This is a genomic window from Cronbergia sp. UHCC 0137, assembly GCF_034932285.1.
Lineage (GTDB): Bacteria > Cyanobacteriota > Cyanobacteriia > Cyanobacteriales > Nostocaceae > Cronbergia.
In genome coordinates this window covers 36,472-57,832 of record NZ_JAYGHC010000023.1, presented here as the reverse complement: position 1 = coordinate 57,832, position 21,361 = coordinate 36,472, and the positions used below count along the sequence as shown (strand labels likewise).

Here is a 21,361-nt window from a genome sequence, read left to right as displayed (position 1 = left end):
TTGGTTTTTGGTGGGATGTTGAAATTTTAATTGTCTGAATCAGGATGTCCAGGATTTTAGGATTCACAGGATTGTGATTTATGGGTTGTCGGGGGGATGCTGAAATTTCAATTGTCTGAATCAGGATGTCCAGGATTTTAGGATTTACAGGATTTTGATTTATGGGTTTTTGGTGGGATGTTGAAAGATAAAAAAAGTTAATTACAATAACAGTATATAGTATATTCTATATCATCCAGAAATTATTATTCTCATAAACAATAAAAAAATTATATCCTGTACATCCTCTAATCCTGGGTATCCTGATTCAGACAAGTTAAATATCCGGGAGAAAATATAATTTGTAATATTTTTAGAGATAGATATAAAAAAAATTGGAAGTTTCCTGCATTTTATTATGGGTGTAGGCTAGAACGTTAGTAAGTGCAAATAAAACCGCTATCCTGTGAAATTTATTAAACCTGTTAGCCGTAAACATCATACTGGGTTAGGGGTAAATATCAAAAACAGGATGCGATGCAATACTTGTCGGTTAAGCTAAAAACATTAAATCAGGTAGGTTGGGGAGTCATCGCCTTGGACGGGTTTCCCGGCTTGTGGCGAATGACGGTTGACGTTAGGAAACACAACATTTACGGGCTTTTGTTGGGTTGCGCTGTCGCTTAACCCAACCTACAAAAACTCTTAACCGATAAGTATTGGGATGCGATGTACTGGAATTTGCCATTTTGGTTTTGATCGAGTAGTTAAAAAATTGGAACTGGGATTGATATTTCAGGAATCCCAAATCTAAACTTGGTTTGAGTTTCTGATCAGACAAAATGGTAACAAAACCAGACAATTACTTCTTTTATTCAGGTAGAGAAAGCAGGTAGTATGCAAAAAGTTCCTGTTTCATTATGGACGCTTTTAGCTGGGATGATAATTTCCCCTATTAGCATCTGGATTGGTCAAAATCATACTCTACTACCAGTACAAGCATCGCTGCAAGCGCCTTTGGTGGACGGATTTTTTAATATCATGTTTACCATTGCGATCGCTCTATTTTTAGTAGTAGAAGGAACGATTCTAATTTTCTTGTTTATCTATCGTCGTCGTCCTGGAGACAATAGCGATGGTACACCAGTAGAAGGTAACTTAGCCTTAGAAATCTTTTGGACAGCAGTACCCACAGTTATTGTGATTGCTTTGGGTATTTACAGTGTAGATATCTATAACCAAATGGGTGGTTTAGAACCAGGAAGTCATCCTCACGGACAGATAGCTATGGCTGCTACCATGAATGATGATTCTAAATCTCCAGGAATTGGAATTGGTGGAAGTCCCCAAACTCAAGGAAAACCAGCAGATTTGGTAGTTGATGTTAAGGGGATTCAATTTGCTTGGTTATTTAACTATCCTGAAACTGGAATTTCGGCTGGTGAATTACACGTTCCTGTCGGTGCTGATGTGCAGTTAAATCTATCCGCAGATGATGTAATTCATTCCTTCTGGGTTCCCCAATTTCGTCTCAAACAAGACGCACTTCCTGGTATTGCAACAGAGTTAAGATTTGTCGCCACAAAACCCGGTACATATCCCGTAGTTTGTGCAGAATTGTGTGGTGGTTATCACGGTTCAATGCGATCGCAAGTTGTGGTTCACACCCAAGCAGATTTTGATAACTGGTTAACAGAAAACCAGATTGCTCAAAAAGCAGGAAAACCTCAAGTTGTAGCTGTGAATCCGGCTAATTTATCGACATCTGAATTTCTTGCTCCTTATGTTGATGATTTAGGAGTGAGTACAGCAACTCTGGCTCAAATTGAAAAATAGCAGTGTTCGGTAATTAACTGAACAAATTCGCAAATATGACACAAATACAACTTCCAGAACATTCCCATCCTACAGCGTGGAAAGTAAAGGATTATTTCACCTTTAATGTTGACCACAAAGTAATTGGGATTCAATATCTAGTCACAGCGTTTGTATTTTATTTAATTGGTGGTTTGATGGCGATCGCTCTCCGCACGGAGTTAGCAACAGCAGATTCAGACTTCATCGATCCTAATTTGTACAACGCTTTCATGACCAATCACGGGACAATCATGATCTTTCTTTGGATTGTTCCCAGTGCAATTGGTGGATTTGGAAACTATCTAGTTCCTCTAATGGTGGGTGCTAGAGATATGGCGTTTCCTAAATTGAATGCGATCGCCTTTTGGTTAAATCCCCCCGCAGGTTTACTCTTACTACTCAGTTTCATCTTTGGTGGTTCTCAATCAGGTTGGACAGCTTACCCACCATTAAGCCTAGTTACAGCACCCATCGCCCAAACAATGTGGATTTTGGCGATTGTCTTAGTAGGAACTTCCTCAATTTTGGGTTCACTCAACTTTGTGATCACCATTTTGATGATGAAAGTTCCTAGCATGAAATGGGATCAAGTTCCCTTATTTTGCTGGGCAATTTTAGCAACATCCATCCTCGCACTTTTATCTACACCAGTATTAGCAGCAGGATTAATCTTGCTGTTATTTGATATTAACTTTGGTACATCCTTCTTCAAACCAGATGCAGGAGGTAACGTCGTTATTTATCAACATTTATTCTGGTTTTATTCCCACCCGGCAGTTTATTTAATGATTCTGCCGATTTTCGGGATTATGTCAGAAGTAATACCCACCCATGCACGGAAACCGATATTTGGCTATAGAGCGATCGCTTATTCCAGCGTAGCCATCTGCGTCGTCGGTTTATTCGTTTGGGTACACCATATGTTCACAAGTGGTACACCCGGATGGATGCGGATGTTCTTCACCATTTCCACCCTCATCGTTGCAGTCCCCACCGGAGTCAAAATCTTCGGCTGGGTTGCTACCCTTTGGGGAGGAAAAATCCGCTTCACCAGCGCCATGTTATTCGCCATTGGCCTACTCTCCATGTTCGTCATGGGTGGATTAAGTGGCGTAACGATGGGAACAGCCCCCTTTGATGTTCACGTCCACGACACCTATTATGTAGTCGCCCATTTTCACTACGTTCTCTTTGGTGGTTCAGTCTTTGGGATTTACGCAGGTATATATCACTGGTTCCCCAAAATGACCGGCAGAATGATGAACGAAACCTGGGGACGAGTTCACTTTGTTCTCACCTTAATCGGCACTAACTTAACATTCCTACCCATGCACGAATTAGGGTTACAAGGAATGCCCCGCCGAGTTGCCATGTATGACCCCCAATTTGTCAGCTTAAACCAGCTTTGCACCATTGGCGCATTCATTTTAGGTATTTCCGTCATTCCCTTCGCCTACAACGCCATTACCAGTTGGAGAAACGGAGAACTTGCCGGTGATAATCCTTGGCAAAGTTTGACATTAGAATGGACAACCAGTTCACCACCCATCATTGAAAACTGGGAAGTCCTACCCATCGTCACTCATGGACCCTACGACTACGGACATAATCACGATCAATCCTCCACCACAAACGCAGAGATAGTTACATAATTTTCGCCTACCCCATACACACCTGTAGGGGTTTAGCAATGCTAAACCCTTACCTCACCAAGGGACTTACAAATAAAAAAACACTCAAACCCTCATTCCTCTGCGTTCTCTGCGCCTCTGCGGTTAGTTAATCCAGATAATTTATTTTTTGGAAGTCCCTAATTTACCGATTTTTCCAGCACCGGGAACGATTTTTTACTCTTAGCAGGTTAAATCATTATGACCGCCATTACAACGCACGAACATCACGAAGGACATCAAGATTTAAGAGTTTGGGGATTATTAACATTTCTGATTTCCGAATCCTTGATGTTTGGTGGATTTTTTGCCACCTACTTATTTTTTCGAGGTACTACAGCAGTTTGGCCACCAGAAGGAACAGAAGTAGAACTATATGTACCCACAATCAACACCATTATTTTAGTTTCTAGTAGTTTTGTCATTCACTTTGGTGATATGGCAATTAAAAGAAATAGTGTTGGTTGGATGCGGTTTTGGTATTTCATTACCGCAATTATGGGCATAGTTTTTTTAGCTGGACAAGTTTATGAATACATGAACTTAGGATATGGTTTAACCGCCAACGTCTTCTCCAACTGCTTTTATATCATGACCGGATTCCACGGTTTGCACGTCTTTATTGGCATCTTGTTAATTTTGGGTGTGTTATGGCGTTCCTTACGTCGTGGTCATTATTCTGCAACCAAACACACAGGGATTGAAATGGCAGAAATTTACTGGCACTTTGTAGACATCATCTGGATTGTACTTTTCACATTAGTCTACATTCTTAACGCCTTGTAAAAAAAGGGTAATGAGTAATTCCTAATGACGAATTACTCTCCTTTCATATAACCTAGAACCGCAGGGCGGAAGTCAAAAGTCAAAAATCAAAACTAATACAGCGTAAGATTTTCATAGATTTTATTGTTAATTCTTTCTACAGTAACACTGATAGTTATGTCGTCAAAATGTTACCGTAGTTTATATCAGGTTTTATCATGAAAATATGGGATATATGGGATAAGGGATTCAGAATTAACACACTAGCGATCGCCTTCACAGAAAATTTTACATTGCTCTTTACACCCCACAAAAAAAGGGCAGGATATTAATCCCACCCCAGAAAAAACAGAGAATAAACTGTTGCTAATTAACCCAACAATGCTTTCGCTTTAGCTAACACATTATCAACAGTGAAGCCAAACTTCTCCATACAAGTTCCACCGGGAGCGGAAGCACCAAAGGTATCAATACTCACGGTATCGCCTTCTGTACCAACATACTTATGCCAACCGAAACTGCTGGCTGCTTCTACAGATAGACGCTTGGTGACAGCTTTAGGTAGAACAGACTCCTTGTAAGCTGCATCTTGTGCATCAAACAAAGTGCTAGAAGGCATAGAAACAACACGGACTTTCTTACCTTCAGCCGTCAATTTTTCTGCTGCGGTAACACAGAGACTCAATTCTGAACCAGTACCAATCAGAATCAAATCGGGTGTACCTTCACAATCGACAATTGTGTAAGCACCTTTTTTCACACCTGCAACTGATGTACCTGCTAAGTTAGGAACATTTTGACGGGTGAAAGCTAACAGAGTAGAAGCTTGAGCTTTAGACTTCTCAATAGCGACTGTGTAAGCTCCAGAACATTCGTTACCATCAGCAGGACGAATTACTGTTAAATCAGGAATAGCTCGTAAAGAAGCTAAAGTTTCAATGGGTTGGTGAGTTGGTCCATCTTCACCTTGACCAATGGAGTCGTGAGTCATTACCCAAATTGACCCGGCTTGAGACAAGGCAGCCAAGCGGATCGCAGCACGCATATAATCTGTAAAGATCAAGAAGGTTGCGCCGTAGGGAATCAATCCCGAACCATGCAGCGCCATACCATTACAGATTGCACCCATGGCGTGTTCCCGTACACCAAAGTGGATGTTGCGGTTTTGGAATTGTCCCTTTTGGAAGTCGCCAAAACCTTTGAGTTCGGTGAGGTTGGAGTGGGTTAAGTCGGCTGAACCACCAATTAATTCAGGTAAAACTGGTGCTAGTTTGTTGAGGCAGTTTTCTGAATGTTTACGGGTGGGTAATGCTTTATCTTCGGCGGTATAGGTGGGTAATACTTGATCCCAACCTTCTGGAAGTTTACCACTCACCAAACGTTCAAATTCTGCTGCTTCGGCGGGATATTTAGCCTTGTAGTCAGCAAAGGTCTTGTTCCAGTCGGTTTCCTGACCTGCACCACGTTCTACGGCTTTGCGTGTGTGGTTGAGGACATCTTGGGGAATTTCAAAAGGTGCATATTCCCAACCTAAGTTAGCGCGGGTTGCGGCTGTTTCGTCTGCACCCAAAGCTGCACCGTGAATGCCGGCAGTACCTTGTTTTTTAGGAGCGCCGTAACCAATGGTGGTTGTCACCTTGATCATGGTGGGCTTGTCGGTGACAGCTTTTGCTGCTTCGATCGCTTTGGAGATTGCTTCTAAATCGGTGTTACCATCTTCAACATGAAGAACGTGCCAACCGTAAGCTTCAAACCGCTTAGAAACATCTTCGGTGAAGGCTACATCTGTAGAACCATCAATGGAGATGTGGTTGTCGTCGTACAAAGCAATCAATTTACCTAATCCCCAGTGTCCGGCGATGGAAGCTGCTTCACCAGAAATACCTTCCATGTTGCAACCATCACCAAGAATTACATAGGTGTAGTGGTCAACAATTGTTGCATCGGGTTTGTTAAATTTAGCGGCTAGGTGGGCTTCTGCTACGGCTAAACCAACTGCATTAGCGATACCTTGACCCAAGGGGCCTGTTGTTACTTCTACACCATCTGTGACAAAATTTTCTGGGTGTCCGGGAGTCTTTGCACCCCATTGGCGGAACTGCTTGATGTCCTCGATGCTAACGCTATCGTAACCTGTCAGGTACAGCATGGCATACTGCAACATAGAACCATGACCGGCAGATAAGACAAAGCGATCGCGATTGAACCATTTGGGATTTTTGGGGTTATACCGCATGAATTTATCCCAAAGGACAAAAGCCATTGGAGCCGCGCCCATCGGTAGTCCTGGGTGTCCCGATTTGGATTTTTCTATGGCATCAACAGCCAAAAAACGGATGGAGTTAATACAAAGTTCTGAGAGGGATTGGGTTGCAACAGCCATAATTTCTTGTTTTTAACGACGGGTTAGCATTCTTTGTAGCTTTTTCTTGCCGGGGTCATTATAAAGCGATCCCGCCATTATCATCTCACTTCTAGTCCTCCATATACAAGCGGGATCTGATCAGTTTTTTGTGATGAATAAGCTCAAGCAAAACAATATAATTTGGGCGATCGCCCTTGATAATACTGGTTGGGTGTGATCTTTGATCGTAATATGTGTCTAAGATCAACATATTTTTTATAAAATGAAGACAGACACAATATTTTACACCTTACTCCAAAATCTCCCTAGTGTTTTATTTGAATTGTTAGAACAGTCACCCACACTGGCTTTGCACTACGAATTTTCCTCTGTGGAAATTAAAGAATTAGCCCGTCGGCTCGATGGCTTATTTTTACCCAAACCAGAGTACCCCCAAGACCCCATTTATTTTGTCGAAGTACAATTCCAGAAGGATGATAATTTATACTGGCGATTAATCACAGAAACATTTCTTTATTTAAACCAATATAAACCCGAAAGATCATGGCAAGCGGTAGTATTATGGGCTAATCGGAGTATTGATCCTGGTATACCTTTAGCGTATCAAGGCTTGCTTGCTAGTAAGCAAATTTATGTGGTTTATTTAGATGAGTTAGTCGATACATCATCTTCCATTGGTTTAGGAATTATTAAATTAGTGGTAGCCCCGGAAGGTGAGGCGATACAACAAGCAAAAAGTTTGATCAATCTGGTGAAAAAAGGAGATGCGGCCAACAGTCGTGATCTTTTAGAATTAGTAGAAAGAATGCTGGTTTACAAATTTTCATCCTATAGCCGTCAGGAGTTGGAAGCAATGCTTGGATTAACAGAATGGCAACAAACGCGATTTTATCAAGAGGTAAAAGAAGAGATGGAGTTAAAAACGATTCCTAGACTGTTAAAAGAAGGCCTAACCGTAGAACAAATTGCTCGTGTATTTGAGTTAGATATTGAAGTAGTGAAACAAGCGATCAAAAAGCAAAGTAGCAAATAGTCAATTTGATCTAAATCAGCCCAAAACCTAGTGCGATCGCTCTGTTTCTTGGATACCTGGAAAGCTTTTAGGTTGGATTCAGTGCGATCTCTGATAGTAAAAAGAGTGCTATAGCAGGAGTCAGGAGTCAGGAGTTGGAAGCAATGCTTGAATTAACAGAATGGCAACAAACCCGATTTTATCAAGAGGTAAAAGAAGAAACTAAGTTAAAAATGATTCCTAAACTGTTAAGTGTGGGAGTAACTTTAGAACAAATTGCTTGTGTACTTGAGTTAGATATCGAAGTGGTGAAACAAGCAATCAAACAGCAAAGTAGTAAATAGTTATCTGAATCTAAATCAGCCCAAAACCTAGTGCGATGATCGCAGTTGCAGTAAAGAACACTCTTATTAAACTTTTAAATCATCTCCACAGGAGAGGTGACAGGTAATTGAGTAGAAATAATTCTTTACCTGTTCCCCGTTCCCTGTTACTGATACTTTCTAAATGCCAAAGTGACATTATGACCACCAAATCCAAAAGAATTAGATAGCGCAACTGTTACTTCTTGAGCGCGGCTGCTGTGGGGTACATAATCTAAATCACAGACTGCTTCTGGATTTTCGAGGTTGATGGTGGGGGGAATTTGGTCGTTAGCGATCGCTAATACTGTCGCTACTGCTTCAATCCCTCCTGAACCACCCAACAGATGGCCTGTCATGGATTTGGTAGAACTTACTGCTATTTTATAAGCATGATCACCTAAAGCTTTTTTAATGGCTGCTGTCTCTGTTGAATCATTGGCTGGGGTGCTAGTTCCATGGGCGTTGATGTAATTCACCATTTCTGCTGTTAGTTCACCATCCTTGAGGGCTAGTTGCATGGCTCTAGCTGCACCCAAACCTCCGGGGACTGGGGAAGTCATGTGATAAGCGTCACAGGTCATACCATAACCGACTATTTCCGCATAAATCCGTGCGCCACGACTGAGGGCGTGTTCTAGTTCTTCCAGAATTAAAATTCCCCCTCCTTCACCCATGACAAACCCATCGCGATCGCGATCGAAGGGACGACAAGCATGGCTAGGATCATCATTCCGAGTCGAAAGCGCCCTAGCTGCGGCAAATCCAGCAAATGATAAAGGGGTAACTGCTGCCTCACATCCTCCGCAAATCATAGCTTGGGCATATCCCCCTTGAATCAGGCGAAAAGCATCCCCAATGGCGTTAGAACCGGCAGCGCAAGCGGTGACAGAACAGGAATTAGGACCTTTAGCACCAGTATGGATTGCCGTTAACCCTGCTGCCATGTTGGCGATCATCATCGGTATCATAAATGGACTACAGCGATCTGGTCCACGATTTAGATAAACTGTTTGTTGATCTTCCAACACTTTAATGCCACCGATGCCAGAGCCAATCATGACACCTATTTGTTCGGCGTTGGTGTCATTGATAACTAACTGCGCGTCTAATAAGGCTTGTTTTGCCGATGCAATGCCAAATTGGGCAAATCGATCCGTGCGCTTGGCTTCTTTGCGCTCCATGTAGTCATGGGGATCGAAATTTTTCACTTCACCAGCAATGCGGCAATCATGGTTTGAGGCATCAAAAGCAGTGATGTAATCAATACCATTACGTCCAGCCAACAATCCTTCCCAATACTCCGTTGCTGTGTTACCAATCGGTGTAATCGCGCCAACACCAGTTACAACAACGCGTTTACGTTTATAGTCTGTCATGATTCAGTTAAATGTGGCAAAAAAGCGGCAGGTATAAAAATCAAAAGTGCTGTTAGGGTAGCCTGTGCTGAGTGCTGAGTTAAAAGTTTATTTTTTGGTCAACATCATATAGCGGTTGTCAGTTACATGAGAACATACAATTATCATAGAACTCAGACACCAAAAGGCTTTCCAGCTTCCCTGTTAAGAGTTCTCTGCTATATTGAGGCTTAGAGCTTTTTTGTAACCAGCACTCATGACTCAGCACTTTTTTAAGCAGATGCAGCAACGTTGGAGTTGATGTAATCCACTACTTCTTGAACTGTTAAAATTTTCTCGGCGGCTTCGTCGGGAATTTCGATGTCAAATTCTTCTTCCAAAGCCATTACCAATTCCACGATATCCAGCGAATCAGCATTAAGATCGTCTGTAAAACTGGCGTTGGGTACGACTTTATCGGTTTCTACGTCTAGTTGTTCGACGACGATTTTCTTTACCCTATCAAAAATGTCTGCTTGACTCATAGATAAAATTCCTTAACCAGTTGCTATGATTTGCTCTTTACAATTAATGTTTTTTTTGAGCATATACATCTTATCGGAAAGTGCGATCGCCTGCATACTGTCAAAGGCTGTTCTCGAAAAAACTATTAAAAAATCAGATGTTGGGGCGACCTTGGGGATTAAAGTTGGTGATTTGGGCTTCGGCTAGTTGTCCTGTGGGGAGGTCAGAGATTTGGAGGGTTAGGTTGAAGAGGTTGAGTGGGTTATTTTGTATTTGAGATAAGTTATTGGAATTTAAATTATGGGATGGAAAAAAAGACGTTGGAAAATTACTGGTGATGAATTGTTGGAGCGGTATGCTAGTGGGGAACGTAACTTTGCTGGAGTCGAATTGGTTGAGTACGGCTCTCGCCCCTCTAAGTATAGTGGACCAGGCAGCGATCTTGACGGTGTTGTTTTGCGAGATATCAACCTGCAAGGAGCTGTCTTCCAACAGGTCTACCTGATTGGAGCCGATTTGACTGGAGCCGATTTGGGGGGGATTTTCATGCTTAGTAGTTGTTTGAGTGAAGGAATCATTCGGGATGCCAATTTGTGTGGTGCCAATGTTTGTCGTAGTGGGTTCATCAACACTGATTTGCGGGGAACTGACTTGAACAATATCAATGCTACGGGTACTTGTTTTCGCGGAGCCTATCTTCCTACCTTTGAATCTGCTATTCTCGCAGATGCTAATTTCCAAGGTGCTCACACCAGAAGTGAATTGATCTGTAATGGTTGGAATTTGATTTGGCGTACCACTATGCCCGATGGAATTGTTGTTCGCGGTCCTCAGTGGGGCAATATTAGTGATGTTAGATGAAAAATTATCTTCATCAATAGTGCGATAGCGCAAGCGCTGACTTGTCAGTTCGCTGATCTTGTCGATTGGATTATAGAACGTTAGCGTTGCGGAACAATGGAACTATACCCAACATTAATCAACTATCATCGTAAATACGTCGTTTCATTGCTATCATCTTGAAACTTCTGCTCATATTTTGGGTTTTGTGAAGGTTGAAACAACCAATCCTCGTTCCAATTTTCACCACCTTCAAAGAGCTACCATTATTGTAGAGCGATCGCTCTCACCAAAATTTAATTTTATGCTATCTCAAACCCTAAAATACGCTTATTACCCCGGTTGTGTCGCCCAAGGTGCTTGTCGGGAACTTTACCTATCAACCCAATCTCTCACCCAGGCTTTGGGAATTGAACTGATTGAACTCAAAAAAGCCTCTTGCTGTGGTTCGGGGACATTTAAAGAAGATTCTCAATTATTAGAAGATACCGTTAACGCCAGAAATATCGCCTTAGCAGAAGAATTAAATCTCCCTCTCCTGACCCATTGTAGCACTTGTCAAGGTGTAATTGGTCATGTTGATGAACGCCTGAAAGAATCCCAATTAAATAACCCAGATTATTTTCATCAAGTAAATGGATTACTAAAAAAAGAAGGCTGTTCACCCTATCGCGGCAGCACAGAAGTTAAACATTTACTTTACGCTTTAGTAAAAGATTACGGTTTAGAAGAAATCGGGAATCGTGTCACTCGTAAATTAACTAATCTCAAATGTGCAGCTTTTTATGGTTGCTATCTGCTCCGCGCTCAAAAATCCATGCCCTACGATGATCCATTTAACCCCCAGGCAATGGAAAATGTATTTAAAACAGTAGGTGCAACACCTATTTATTATCGTGGACGCACCCAATGTTGCGGTTGGCCTTTGTCGAGTTACGCAACCAAAGAATCTTTTAAAATGGCAGGAATGCACATTCAAGAAGCTTTAGCAAATGGGGCTGATTGCATAGTTACACCATGTCCTTTATGTCATTTAAATTTAGATTCTCGTCAACCAGAAGTAGAAAAAGTAATTGAGCAAAAGTTAGGTTTACCAATTTTACATTTACCTCAATTAATTGGTTTAGCACTAGGAATTAGTCCAAAGGAATTGGGTTTAGAACGTCATATTGTTTCTACAAAACCAGTGTTGGAAAAATTGGGAATCTAACAGTAAAAGCCTACACTTTACCCGTTATTGTAGGCTTAAATTGCATCAACTATAACTGTACCACCTTCATAAAAATCAATACTAAGATGATAATCTTGAAGTTCCATTTATCACTCTACCGTCCTAACCAATGTACCACCAACCGCATAGACGGCATTAAACCCAATTCTTTCTGTCCAAAGTGCTGCATCTGCTTGTTTGGTTCGTAGTCGCATACTTATTACAAGTAAATCATCACCTATGACATATTCGCCAGTTTCAACATTTATTGAGATAATTTTGCCGATATTTTCTGGTGTTTCTACTTGAGGACGAATGCTATTTTCATAGAGTTCTTGGCCACGTTTGGTAATTTCGTCGTCGCTAAGTTTTGGCTTGGACATACAGCCAATATCCTTTCTCTTTAAATTCCGTAGACTTCCATCTCAATTGTATTCTGAGTTTAAATCTCAGTCAAAAAAATCTTTTAAAAAGATGCCATTTCAATTTTGCAAAGAGGTAAACTTGTGTCCAGCGATCGCAAATTAAAAAAGCAACAAAATCCCCTAGTCAAGTGGTTAACATTAAATTGGGACAGACCGGAGCGTTCCTATAATCCAGATGTGCGTGATTTTTTAGCTGGTTTGTTGGACTATCCAAAAGAGCGCGTTGTAACTGAAGATAAAGGTGGTGGAGGTGGCTATCCAGACATTAAATTGCTGACTCCTGAAAAAATTGCTTGGGTGGTAGGAGATTTAAAAAAAGATGATAGTGAACTGACTAAAGAAATTGGACGAACAAAACTGTGGAATCAAAAAAGTAAATATGTTGAAGGTTTAACCCGATACGTTTTATTTCTCACAGCCAAATATCTTTGGATAGTTTTACCTACAGGTGAACCAGTTGATGGTTTTGAATTTCCAATTGATTTATCTGCAACTACTTTTGAGCAATTAAAAGAACAGCTTAAATTTATCTCTGCTGAACAAGCCGAACACCACAATCAATGGACAACTTTTATTGAGGGAAAATTGCCCTATATTTATTTAAAGTTGGATACAGAAGCCACACTAAATCAACTGCGACAAGACTTACAAACCAGCTTTGCTGAGTTGAGTATCGCAGGAGAAGAAGCTATTGCTCGATTATTCAGACAACATCAAGAATATCAACGTCGCAAACAAGAGATTGAGCAGAATTTAGCTGGTGCTGGAGAAGCTCAACGTCGAGCATTAATGCGAGTAAATCATCAATTTGAATTTGAAAGACGTTTATTTGAAGATATTTTACCTCAATTTGAAGAACAGTATGGGCGTGAAGTTAGTGCAAAAGGTGAACAAGTTAAAGCGCGAATACGTGAAGCCTTTGTTGCCGATTCTGTGGCGGTACTTATTGCTCGTGTTTTGTTTCTTCGATTAATAGAAGATCTACAACTTACTAAAAAAAGACGATTAACAAATGGTGGTCCAAAAAATTGGGCTGACTTTGTAGATCATCTTACCGGAGATGCCCGTGCTTTGGTGAGGTTAATAGCTGAAGATGTGGGGCGTTTATATAAAGAACCCTTTGAACGTAATGTTTTTGATTGGCTTTATCAAACTAATGGCATCTTAGATCAGGCGTTGCAACGGTTAATTTTGCGGTTTAATGCCTACGATTTTTCAGGATTATCTGAGGAAATATTAGGTGATATTTATCAAGCCTTTTTACCTACAGCTAAACGAAAAAGATTAGGAGAGTTTTATACACCTACCTCAATTGTTGATTGGTTATTAGATCAAACTATTTTTAGTCATGATGAAGGTAAAATTCTTGATCCATCTTGTGGAAGCGGTTCATTTTTAGTACGTTATGTTCATCGTCGTCTGGAAGATATTAAAGCTAGAGGAATTGCTCAAGATGACGTTTTACAGGAACTACAAACCAATGTTTGGGGATTTGACCTAAATCCATTTGCTACTTTTATCAGTCACTTTCAATTAATGTGGGCAATGTTGCGGGTAAAACCGTCCTCAACTCCCCCAACTATTCATGTTTACAATTTGAATAGCTTACTTAAAGATGCCGATTTAATACCTTTTTTGGGCGATGGTTATCTTTCTCCTGGTTCTCAAGAAAGAGATACTGAACAGTGGAAATATATTATTGGTAATCCGCCTTATATCCGAGCCGAACGGGTAAAATATGGTGAAGAAATGAGAGGATTATGGCAACAAATTTGGGGACAAAATGCGGATACTGGTTTAGTTTTTCTCTATCGTGCTTTAACTGAATCACTACAAGATGGTGGTTTTTTGGGCATGGTGGTAAGCGGTGGTTATGCTAATTCTGAAGCTGCGGCTAAGGTTTGGAAATTACTTTATCCACGACAAGAAGCTGCTCTACGCAAAGTGGTTTGGTTAGAGTTTGTAGATAAGCCTATTTGGGATGTAGCGCGAGTACCGCTAATTTTAGTGATTGAAAAAACTCCGGCTCAAGAAGATGATCAAATTGAGTTATATGTTCCTTCTCAATGGCCGAGTGATGAAGCACCTGTTAAAATCAAATATGGCGATTTTTTTGATGCTAAAGTTAGCCCTAGAGTAACGGATATTGATCCAAGTAATCCATTAGCAGGAAGATGGGGAGATTATCTTTTACCGTTGCTTCATGCTGAAGATATACCAATTTTGAAGAAGTTATACCCTAATGGTAATGGTAGTAATATTGTTGAATTAAAGGAAGCAGTTGCACAACAAATTAGTCGTAGTAATCGCCCATTTTCTTGGACTTATGGGATTCAAAGAGGAGGGGTAGAAGTCACTCCAGAACCAACAGGAGATCAACCTATTCAAGTAATTGCTGGACGTAGTTTAGCCGTTGGTTGGCCTGGAGAACCTGCGGGATGGGTTGATTTAGAAGCAGTTAAAAATAGACCTAATGGTAAGTTGAGTTTATGGTCAGGAAATAATCCTTCGGAATTTATTGCTGTTCCAACTCTAGCCAAATCGCTATTTGCTTCTGTTGTCAAAAGTAATCAGGAAGTTGCTGCTGTAAATACAGTTCTCTTAGCTATTCCTAAAAAAGGTGGTGCTAAAGCAAAATCAATTTCAGCTTTTATTAATAGTAAACTTGCTAGGTTCTATTTTGCTGTTAGATTACGCAGCTCTGTTATTCAGGGTTATTATGCTACTCTATATCCTCGGAATTTAGATGCTTTGCCTTGGTTAAGAAACTTAGATGCTGCTATTGAACAGCGATTAGTAGACAGTTATAATCAACTATCTCAATTTGCAGCCATAGCTAAAAATAATCCTGATGAATGGTTGTTATCTCAGGTGGAAAATCGAATTGGAACTAAGCGATATAAATTGAGCGATCGCACTTTAAATATTAACTTCATCAACTGGTGTCCTGAAGATATCCAAGCTGAGGAATTAAGTTTAGATGGTAGTTTGCTAAAAACAGGTTTATTTTATCTTGATTTTTTAAATGCTGACTTAGCCGAACTGGTTTATAAACTCATCACGATTAATTCTGATGAAGATACATCTATTTCTGGCAGGTTAATTCAAAAATTAGTCATTCCTCAAGATTACTCTGAATTAATGCAAGAATATCGGCAAAGAGTTGTTGATTTTCAGCAAGTGGAAGCCGATTTTTTTAATGTATTAGCTGACATTGATGCAGCAGTTTATGAAATGTTTGGACTTACCGATGCAGAAAAAGCTCATATTGAAAATCGTCTTGCTAGTTTTCCATTAAATAAACTTCAGCCTCGTTATCCTTGGCAAACTGTTCGACCTAGACCAATTAAAGCTTATACAGAAGATAGATTTACATAAACCTCATCCATGACAAAATCATCATCAAGAAGATTAAATTTTATTTTTTCCCTAACAGGCGTTGAAATTGTTTTAAAGTTTGATACATATCTGGCAAACGGCTATAAATAGCAGATACTTTCAGATATAATTTGTGAGGCATTGCCGGAGAGCCAGAAACAATTTCTCCCGGTGCGACATCGCTGTGAATACCAGTTTGAGCCGAAGCGATCGCCCCATCCCCAATTTTTACCTGATTAGCAATTCCTGTTTGTCCCGCTAAAATCACCCGATTCCCGATTTTAACCCCACCGGCCATTCCCGCTTGGCCAGCGATCGCACAACCTGCACCAATTTGACATCCGTGACCTATCTGCACTAAGTTGTCAATTTTAGTATTCCTTCCTACTCTGGTTTCTCCCACTGCTGGACGGTCAATAGCAGTATTACAACCAACTTCTACACCATCTTCTAAAACGGTGCAACCAGATTGTTCCATTTTTAACCAACCTGTGCGGGTAGGGACAAAACCAAATCCTTCTGCACCAATCACAGCACCGCTATGGATTACACAATCTGCACCGATCCGAGTACGTTCATGGATTGTGCAGTTAGCGTGTAAAGTAGTGCGATCGCCAATTTTCGCATCTGGATAAATCACGACGTTGGGATGAATAATTGCACCATCACCAATTTCTACCCCTGATTCAATCACGACATGAGCGCCAATATACACATCATGACCAATTTTTGCTGTAGAAGCAATGACGGCACTGGGGTGAATTGTGGCTTGGGGACGATAAGGTTGATAAAAAAGAGCGATCGCTCTTGCAAATAATAGTCGTGGTTCAGGGGTAGCAATCCAAGCCAAACCATTCTCAGTAGCTAACATTTGCAATTTTTCATCACCGGGCAAAATTACCGCACTAGCAGCCGTTGAACTCAAAAAGGAAGCAAATTTTGCGCCTTCCACATAGCTGATATTACCACTAATGGCTTCATCTATCGCCGCTACCCCGGTAATTTCTGGGTTTTGGTCTGGTTGAAAGGTGAGACTGTTTTTAGTAGCTGCATCGCCAAATTGATCAAGGATTTCTCTAAATTTCATAATTTATCTGAGAAAAAATTCAATTTAAATCAAAGAGGAGATATCTATTTGTGTTTAGTCCATTCACCATTACTTAAATTTCTCAATGGAGGTAAATCGTTAGTTGCTTTTGCAAATACTTGAGTTTCTCCAAACACATCTTCAAGGCTTAATAAATGAACGTTTAACTCTGTCTTTAATAAGTTACTTTCAAAAGCTTGCTTTAACCGAGAACGAAAACCATCTGTATAACCCACACCGGCTAACATTATACCAATATTAGCTTCGTGAATTACAAGATTACCAACAAATTCTGCTGCAAAAGACGCATCTAATATCTTCTGGGATAATTTAGATTGAAAATAGATAATATCATTATTTAATTTTCCATAACCATCTATTCCTCCATCACTTCCAGATTTTCCTGGTGTTAAACCAAGATAAGCAGCAAATCTTCTACCTAAATCTTGTTTGATATTTTCCCTAGAAAAAATAATTCCATTTATTAAAGCGTTAATTTCTAAATAATCCATCTTTCTTTTATTCTTTAGCTGTTTTAACTTCCTCAATCAACTGTTTATAAAGTAAATTAATCCCTGTAAATAAACATTGATTGATTTTATCTTTCATGTTTAATTCTTCAATTTTACTAGATGTTTCCGGTGATAGCTTGATTTTTCCATACAGTCTATCACGGTCTTTTGGGGATATTTTGCCATTTAAATCAATTTGCTGTGATTCAGCTTCATATTTTCTTGATTCATCATTTATGATCTTTTCGGTTTTTTCTTTATCGTTAGAAAAATGGAAATGAACATAACTAATTGCTGATTCTAAAAATAGCTCTTTAGATAATGTCAGAATAGAAATTAGCTGCTGAATTTTAATTAATTCTGAATCTGTGAATCTCAATTCTATGGATTCTTTCTTTTTAACATCTTCTTCTAATTTTTCCGTTCCATCATCAATAGCTTTCTGAGCTATATAATCTTCAGGCATCATCTATCTCCTTTATTGTTCTGATAATAAATCAGCGAAATAATCGTATAAAAAATCTAAACCTTCATAATCCCAAATATATTTCCTATCTTGGTAAATGGCAGTTTGCATTTGATCTTGATAATCATCCATTTCTGGAGCAATTCTACATCGGTTAGGTTTATCATGATCGGCTAATCTTGAAACAACTTCCCCTATAGAATCCTGGGATATCCCCAAAGGTACAATAATTACTTGTGGATCACAACCTATTTTATTCTCCAGTTGAGAAATGACTCTTAATGTTCTGGGGAGATTACGCAGTGCTTTTATTTTTTGAGATTTATTAACTGGTACTAAAATCAAGTTAGGATCATTACCTACAATTGTTTGGACGGTACTTTTCAAAGGACTATCAATATCTAACACAATATGATCATATTGCCCTTTTTGTACATCTTTTGTAATTGATTCTCTTCTTTCGTTATAAATTACTGTAATGTTGTCATTTTTTTCCAAGTCGTTGGCTTTTTGTGGAAGTCGACCAGTATGAAATCGCCAGAAATCTGCCTGATCATCACAATCTACCAAGAGTGTGCTTTCAAACCTATTGCCTAGAACACCTGCAACATGAACAGCAATTGTAGTTTTGCCTACACCACCATCATTATGAGTACATAGAATAATCAAATCCAACCTCTCTAATATTTTCAGTATTAAATTGACAATATAAACAATACCACAATCTCGGTAAAAACTATAAATAAGTACCTGGGAAAAACAACCAGAGGATTATTCCTGTTACCAGAACACAAACAATACCCGTTAAACCTGCGAGGGGTTTTTTATTCTTACCCGTAACCCATTCAGAGACTTGGCCAGTGTAGGTAATTAATTCGGCTGTATCTATAGTAGCGATCGCCCACACCCAACCTGCATGAAGTCCCCAAGCTATCCCTAAATTACCACCATCAACCAGTCTAGCTAATACCAAAACCATTCCCATCAACCATAATCCTGGGATTTGGGGTGCGGTTTCTCGTTGTTCCCAAACTAAATGTAGTACGGCAAAAATCAAACTAGAAATCATTGCAGCTAACCAAATCGGGTAATCTTTTTCTAAATTAGTCAACAAGAAACCCCGAAAAATTAACTCTTCTATCCCACCTACAAATAATGCTACTAATGAAATCGGTAACAAAATGGGTAATATTGACTTGATATTTGATTTTTCTAAGTAGCACCAACCTAGATTAAACTGCCCAATAAATACTACCACTAAACCCAACACACCCAAACCAAAACCCAACAGCAAAGAACCGAAAATCGAAAAATCTGCAATTAAGCCATAATCAGCAAATGATCCCAACCCTAGCCAATTTATCCCCCAAAGCACCAGGGGAACTAATAGATATAGAGATACCAATAAAGGTATTTTTTGCTCTGGTTGTAAAGGTTTGTTGAGGCGTAAATTTAGAGTCATTGCCATAATAGCTGCTAAGGGCAACCAACATCCTATCCACACAATAAAAAAAGCCATGACAAAAACCACTACTGGGGAATTTTGCAAAAATTCCAGTAATGTCTTCGCTGATGGCTCTAACACTTCGATCAAAACAGACGAAAAAAACACGATAGACTTCCGTTCCAAAAAGACTGATTACTTATTGATCAAGACTTTATCAAACTTAGTCCACTTTGCAACGGGTCTAATCGTATTTTTAGACATAAATTTCCACATCAGATACTTCCAGTAGAGACATTCCATGGAACGTCTCCACTTTTTCGGAAATGTATCTTAGATAAATTTACTCTTCATCATCTTCCATATCTTCTTCGTCGTCGATATCTTCATCATCGATATCTGGCTCACTTAACTTTTTATCACTTTCACCAAGCTGAATCAGGTGAATGTGTTTGTAACCTAAACGGATTTCAAATTCATCACCAGCTTTTAAACCCATTGCCTTAGTGTAGGTAGCACCAATGACAATCTGACCATTTTGATGAACACTAACCCGATATGTCGGTTCGCGTCCACGTCCATCTTTTGGTGCTTCTGGACTCAGAGGAATACCTCTAGCTGAAAGCAACGCATCATAAAAATCTGTCAGATTTACACGCACCTGACTATTTTTTGTAACAGTGTAATAACCACACTGTTTTGCTCTTTCTCGACGTGGTAGGTTGGAAAGTTCTTTTACTTTAGAAAGTAGGGCTTTTCCAGTTAGCGGGGCGGTTGCAGTTTCAGTCATTACGCTCAAAATTTCCTTAATCTATTGCAGGTGATCAACAAAGTTGTTTGATTCCAGTATTGGCTTCTTAGCCATTGTATAGAGCTACTGAAAACTCTAGAGTGAAGGGTGAATTACTGCTGATATGCAGACCAATTACCTCTACTATGGCTATCCACAATAAATTTAGAGGTCTTGGTGATCACAAACATTAATTTCCGTGATTTTACGGCATTTTTAACCATTATTCGCCATCAGAATTATTTTTTTTTCTTGATGGCGCTACTGTAGCAGTGTGATTTTAATCCACTTTTACAAGTTAGGTCTGGTCTACTACAAACAAGTTGTAGAGCCAATCAATAGCAGGTTCTCCACTTTTGGTGCTTACCTTTCTTGCTTTGATTTGTAGGGTTGTCCCTACTTTTCATCTCAAGGTGAGGATAGCATAGCATTTGCATAAGGTCTTACAGACATTCACCCTTTTGTCTTGCCAGTAGGGACATCAAATGTTCTGTCTCTACACTATGAATAAACAAAGCAGCATTTGTCGCGCTTGTGCGGCGATTCAGACTGGTTTTGTTAGTTCATAATTTTATATTAAATACTATCATGGACTAATAATAGCAAAATATTTGTTTAATTTTAAATTCAATTTGTAATTATTTTTTTCTTTATCCCTAAATTTGGCTAGGGAAAACCAGGGGATATTTTTCTCTGGCTTTATGCTGTGGTGAGTGTGGTGTCGAGACATTTATAAAAATTTATCTAATTGAGGTGAACAATTTTGAGGGAGTGAGTTAAATTAAGAGTTTTCTAGGTTGAGAGGAGACAAAAAGCCGTAAGAATATTTGTCCTTGTTTACTACCACAAGGTACAAAGCTAGAGAGAGTGTTCTCCAGGTCTGTCTGGGGAAAGAATCAATTTACCACATCTACCCACTACTTGATAGTCAAAGGATTTTAAATTTTCGACTGAGGTGTGAGCTTTTAGTGGAGGGATTCTGGATTGAACCCAAAAATAACTCTGGGGGTTTATACCATCAAGGAATTATTGATCACTAGGATATCTTGATCATCTGCTCTAAGACTTCTATATAATAAGGGGGTTGAGGGAACTAGAAACTGGTAAAACAACAGTAATTAGGACTTGCTAAAAAAGTCTTTTGGTTAGGGCTAGGAGTCAGGAGTCAGGAGTCAGGAGTCAGGAGGAAGAATTAGAAGAATAGTCGTGAATCTGATCAACTGATAGGTTTTTGGTAGTTTTAACGCTTATTTCTTGTATCTAATTCACTTTTTTAACCTTCAAACTCTTGATATATCTCAGTTTTTGCTTTATTAGGCAAGCCCTAATTAACCCTT

General features: G+C 39.6%; 18 protein-coding genes. 8 read left to right on the top strand and 10 right to left on the bottom strand.

Translation table 11 applies throughout. From position 1 onward, the window contains the following. Window positions 1-876 precede the first annotated feature (876 nt). From VB711_RS13830 to VB711_RS13820, 3 genes are all read left to right on the top strand, one after another. Entirely contained in the window at window positions 877-1,815 is a 939-nt protein-coding gene (locus VB711_RS13830; protein WP_323286658.1) for a cytochrome c oxidase subunit II, read from the top strand. A 35-nt stretch (window positions 1,816-1,850) separates the two neighbouring features. Continuing rightward, complete coding sequence (gene ctaD, locus VB711_RS13825; protein ID WP_323286657.1) at window positions 1,851-3,488, top strand: cytochrome c oxidase subunit I; 1,638 nt, start codon at window positions 1,851-1,853, stop codon at window positions 3,486-3,488. A 219-nt stretch (window positions 3,489-3,707) separates the two neighbouring features. Beyond that, window positions 3,708-4,292, top strand: coding sequence for a heme-copper oxidase subunit III (locus tag VB711_RS13820; RefSeq protein ID WP_323286656.1), 585 nt, complete (start codon window positions 3,708-3,710; stop codon window positions 4,290-4,292). Between the two features lie 349 nt (window positions 4,293-4,641). Here VB711_RS13820 and tkt read toward each other — a convergent pair whose 3' ends face one another. After that, on the bottom strand, window positions 4,642-6,654 hold the full coding sequence (gene tkt / locus VB711_RS13815) for a transketolase (protein WP_323286655.1): 2,013 nt from the start codon (window positions 6,652-6,654) through the stop codon (window positions 4,642-4,644). A 244-nt stretch (window positions 6,655-6,898) separates the two neighbouring features. On the opposite strand from tkt, the gene VB711_RS13810 reads away from it, so the two are divergent. Both VB711_RS13810 and VB711_RS13805 read left to right on the top strand, forming a co-directional pair. Further along, window positions 6,899-7,669, top strand: coding sequence for an Rpn family recombination-promoting nuclease/putative transposase (locus tag VB711_RS13810; RefSeq protein ID WP_323286654.1), 771 nt, complete (start codon window positions 6,899-6,901; stop codon window positions 7,667-7,669). A 143-nt stretch (window positions 7,670-7,812) separates the two neighbouring features. Beyond that, window positions 7,813-7,992, top strand: coding sequence for a hypothetical protein (locus VB711_RS13805; RefSeq protein ID WP_323286653.1), 180 nt, complete (start codon window positions 7,813-7,815; stop codon window positions 7,990-7,992). Between the two features lie 146 nt (window positions 7,993-8,138). On the opposite strand, the gene fabF is transcribed toward VB711_RS13805, so the two are convergent. Both fabF and VB711_RS13795 read right to left on the bottom strand, forming a co-directional pair. Then, window positions 8,139-9,389 (bottom strand): beta-ketoacyl-ACP synthase II, encoded by a 1,251-nt coding sequence (gene fabF, locus VB711_RS13800; RefSeq protein WP_323286652.1) that lies wholly within the window; start codon window positions 9,387-9,389, stop codon window positions 8,139-8,141. A 251-nt stretch (window positions 9,390-9,640) separates the two neighbouring features. Continuing rightward, window positions 9,641-9,892 carry an acyl carrier protein gene (locus VB711_RS13795; protein ID WP_323286650.1) on the bottom strand — a complete coding sequence of 84 codons (252 nt, stop codon included), beginning with the start codon at window positions 9,890-9,892 and terminating at the stop codon, window positions 9,641-9,643. Window positions 9,893-10,172: 280 nt separating this feature from the next. On the opposite strand from VB711_RS13795, the gene VB711_RS13790 reads away from it, so the two are divergent. After that, window positions 10,173-10,733, top strand: coding sequence for a pentapeptide repeat-containing protein (locus VB711_RS13790; protein ID WP_323286649.1), 561 nt, complete (start codon window positions 10,173-10,175; stop codon window positions 10,731-10,733). Window positions 10,734-11,016: 283 nt separating this feature from the next. Next, window positions 11,017-11,922 carry a CoB--CoM heterodisulfide reductase iron-sulfur subunit B family protein gene (locus tag VB711_RS13785; RefSeq protein WP_323286694.1) on the top strand — a complete coding sequence of 302 codons (906 nt, stop codon included), beginning with the start codon at window positions 11,017-11,019 and terminating at the stop codon, window positions 11,920-11,922. Window positions 11,923-12,032: 110 nt separating this feature from the next. Here VB711_RS13785 and VB711_RS13780 read toward each other — a convergent pair whose 3' ends face one another. Beyond that, window positions 12,033-12,305: a hypothetical protein gene (locus VB711_RS13780; protein ID WP_323286648.1), complete on the bottom strand. Its 273-nt coding sequence runs from the start codon at window positions 12,303-12,305 to the stop codon at window positions 12,033-12,035. A 123-nt stretch (window positions 12,306-12,428) separates the two neighbouring features. Between VB711_RS13780 and VB711_RS13775 the strand changes: the two genes are divergently transcribed. After that, window positions 12,429-15,725, top strand: a complete 3,297-nt coding sequence (locus tag VB711_RS13775; protein WP_323286647.1) for an HsdM family class I SAM-dependent methyltransferase — start codon at window positions 12,429-12,431, stop codon at window positions 15,723-15,725. A gap of 40 nt (window positions 15,726-15,765) precedes the next feature. Here VB711_RS13775 and lpxD read toward each other — a convergent pair whose 3' ends face one another. From lpxD to VB711_RS13745, 6 genes are all read right to left on the bottom strand, one after another. Continuing rightward, window positions 15,766-16,812, bottom strand: coding sequence for a UDP-3-O-(3-hydroxymyristoyl)glucosamine N-acyltransferase (gene lpxD, locus VB711_RS13770; RefSeq protein WP_323286646.1), 1,047 nt, complete (start codon window positions 16,810-16,812; stop codon window positions 15,766-15,768). Between the two features lie 44 nt (window positions 16,813-16,856). Continuing rightward, window positions 16,857-17,324, bottom strand: coding sequence for a restriction endonuclease (locus VB711_RS13765; RefSeq protein ID WP_323286645.1), 468 nt, complete (start codon window positions 17,322-17,324; stop codon window positions 16,857-16,859). 7 nt (window positions 17,325-17,331) lie between these two features. After that, window positions 17,332-17,793 carry a hypothetical protein gene (locus VB711_RS13760; protein ID WP_323286643.1) on the bottom strand — a complete coding sequence of 154 codons (462 nt, stop codon included), beginning with the start codon at window positions 17,791-17,793 and terminating at the stop codon, window positions 17,332-17,334. 9 nt (window positions 17,794-17,802) lie between these two features. After that, entirely contained in the window at window positions 17,803-18,465 is a 663-nt protein-coding gene (locus VB711_RS13755) for a ParA family protein (protein ID WP_323286642.1), read from the bottom strand. A 61-nt stretch (window positions 18,466-18,526) separates the two neighbouring features. Beyond that, window positions 18,527-19,402 carry a CPBP family intramembrane glutamic endopeptidase gene (locus tag VB711_RS13750; RefSeq protein WP_323286641.1) on the bottom strand — a complete coding sequence of 292 codons (876 nt, stop codon included), beginning with the start codon at window positions 19,400-19,402 and terminating at the stop codon, window positions 18,527-18,529. 175 nt (window positions 19,403-19,577) lie between these two features. Next, window positions 19,578-20,024, bottom strand: coding sequence for an AbrB family transcriptional regulator (locus VB711_RS13745; RefSeq protein ID WP_323286640.1), 447 nt, complete (start codon window positions 20,022-20,024; stop codon window positions 19,578-19,580). Window positions 20,025-21,361 lie beyond the last annotated feature (1,337 nt).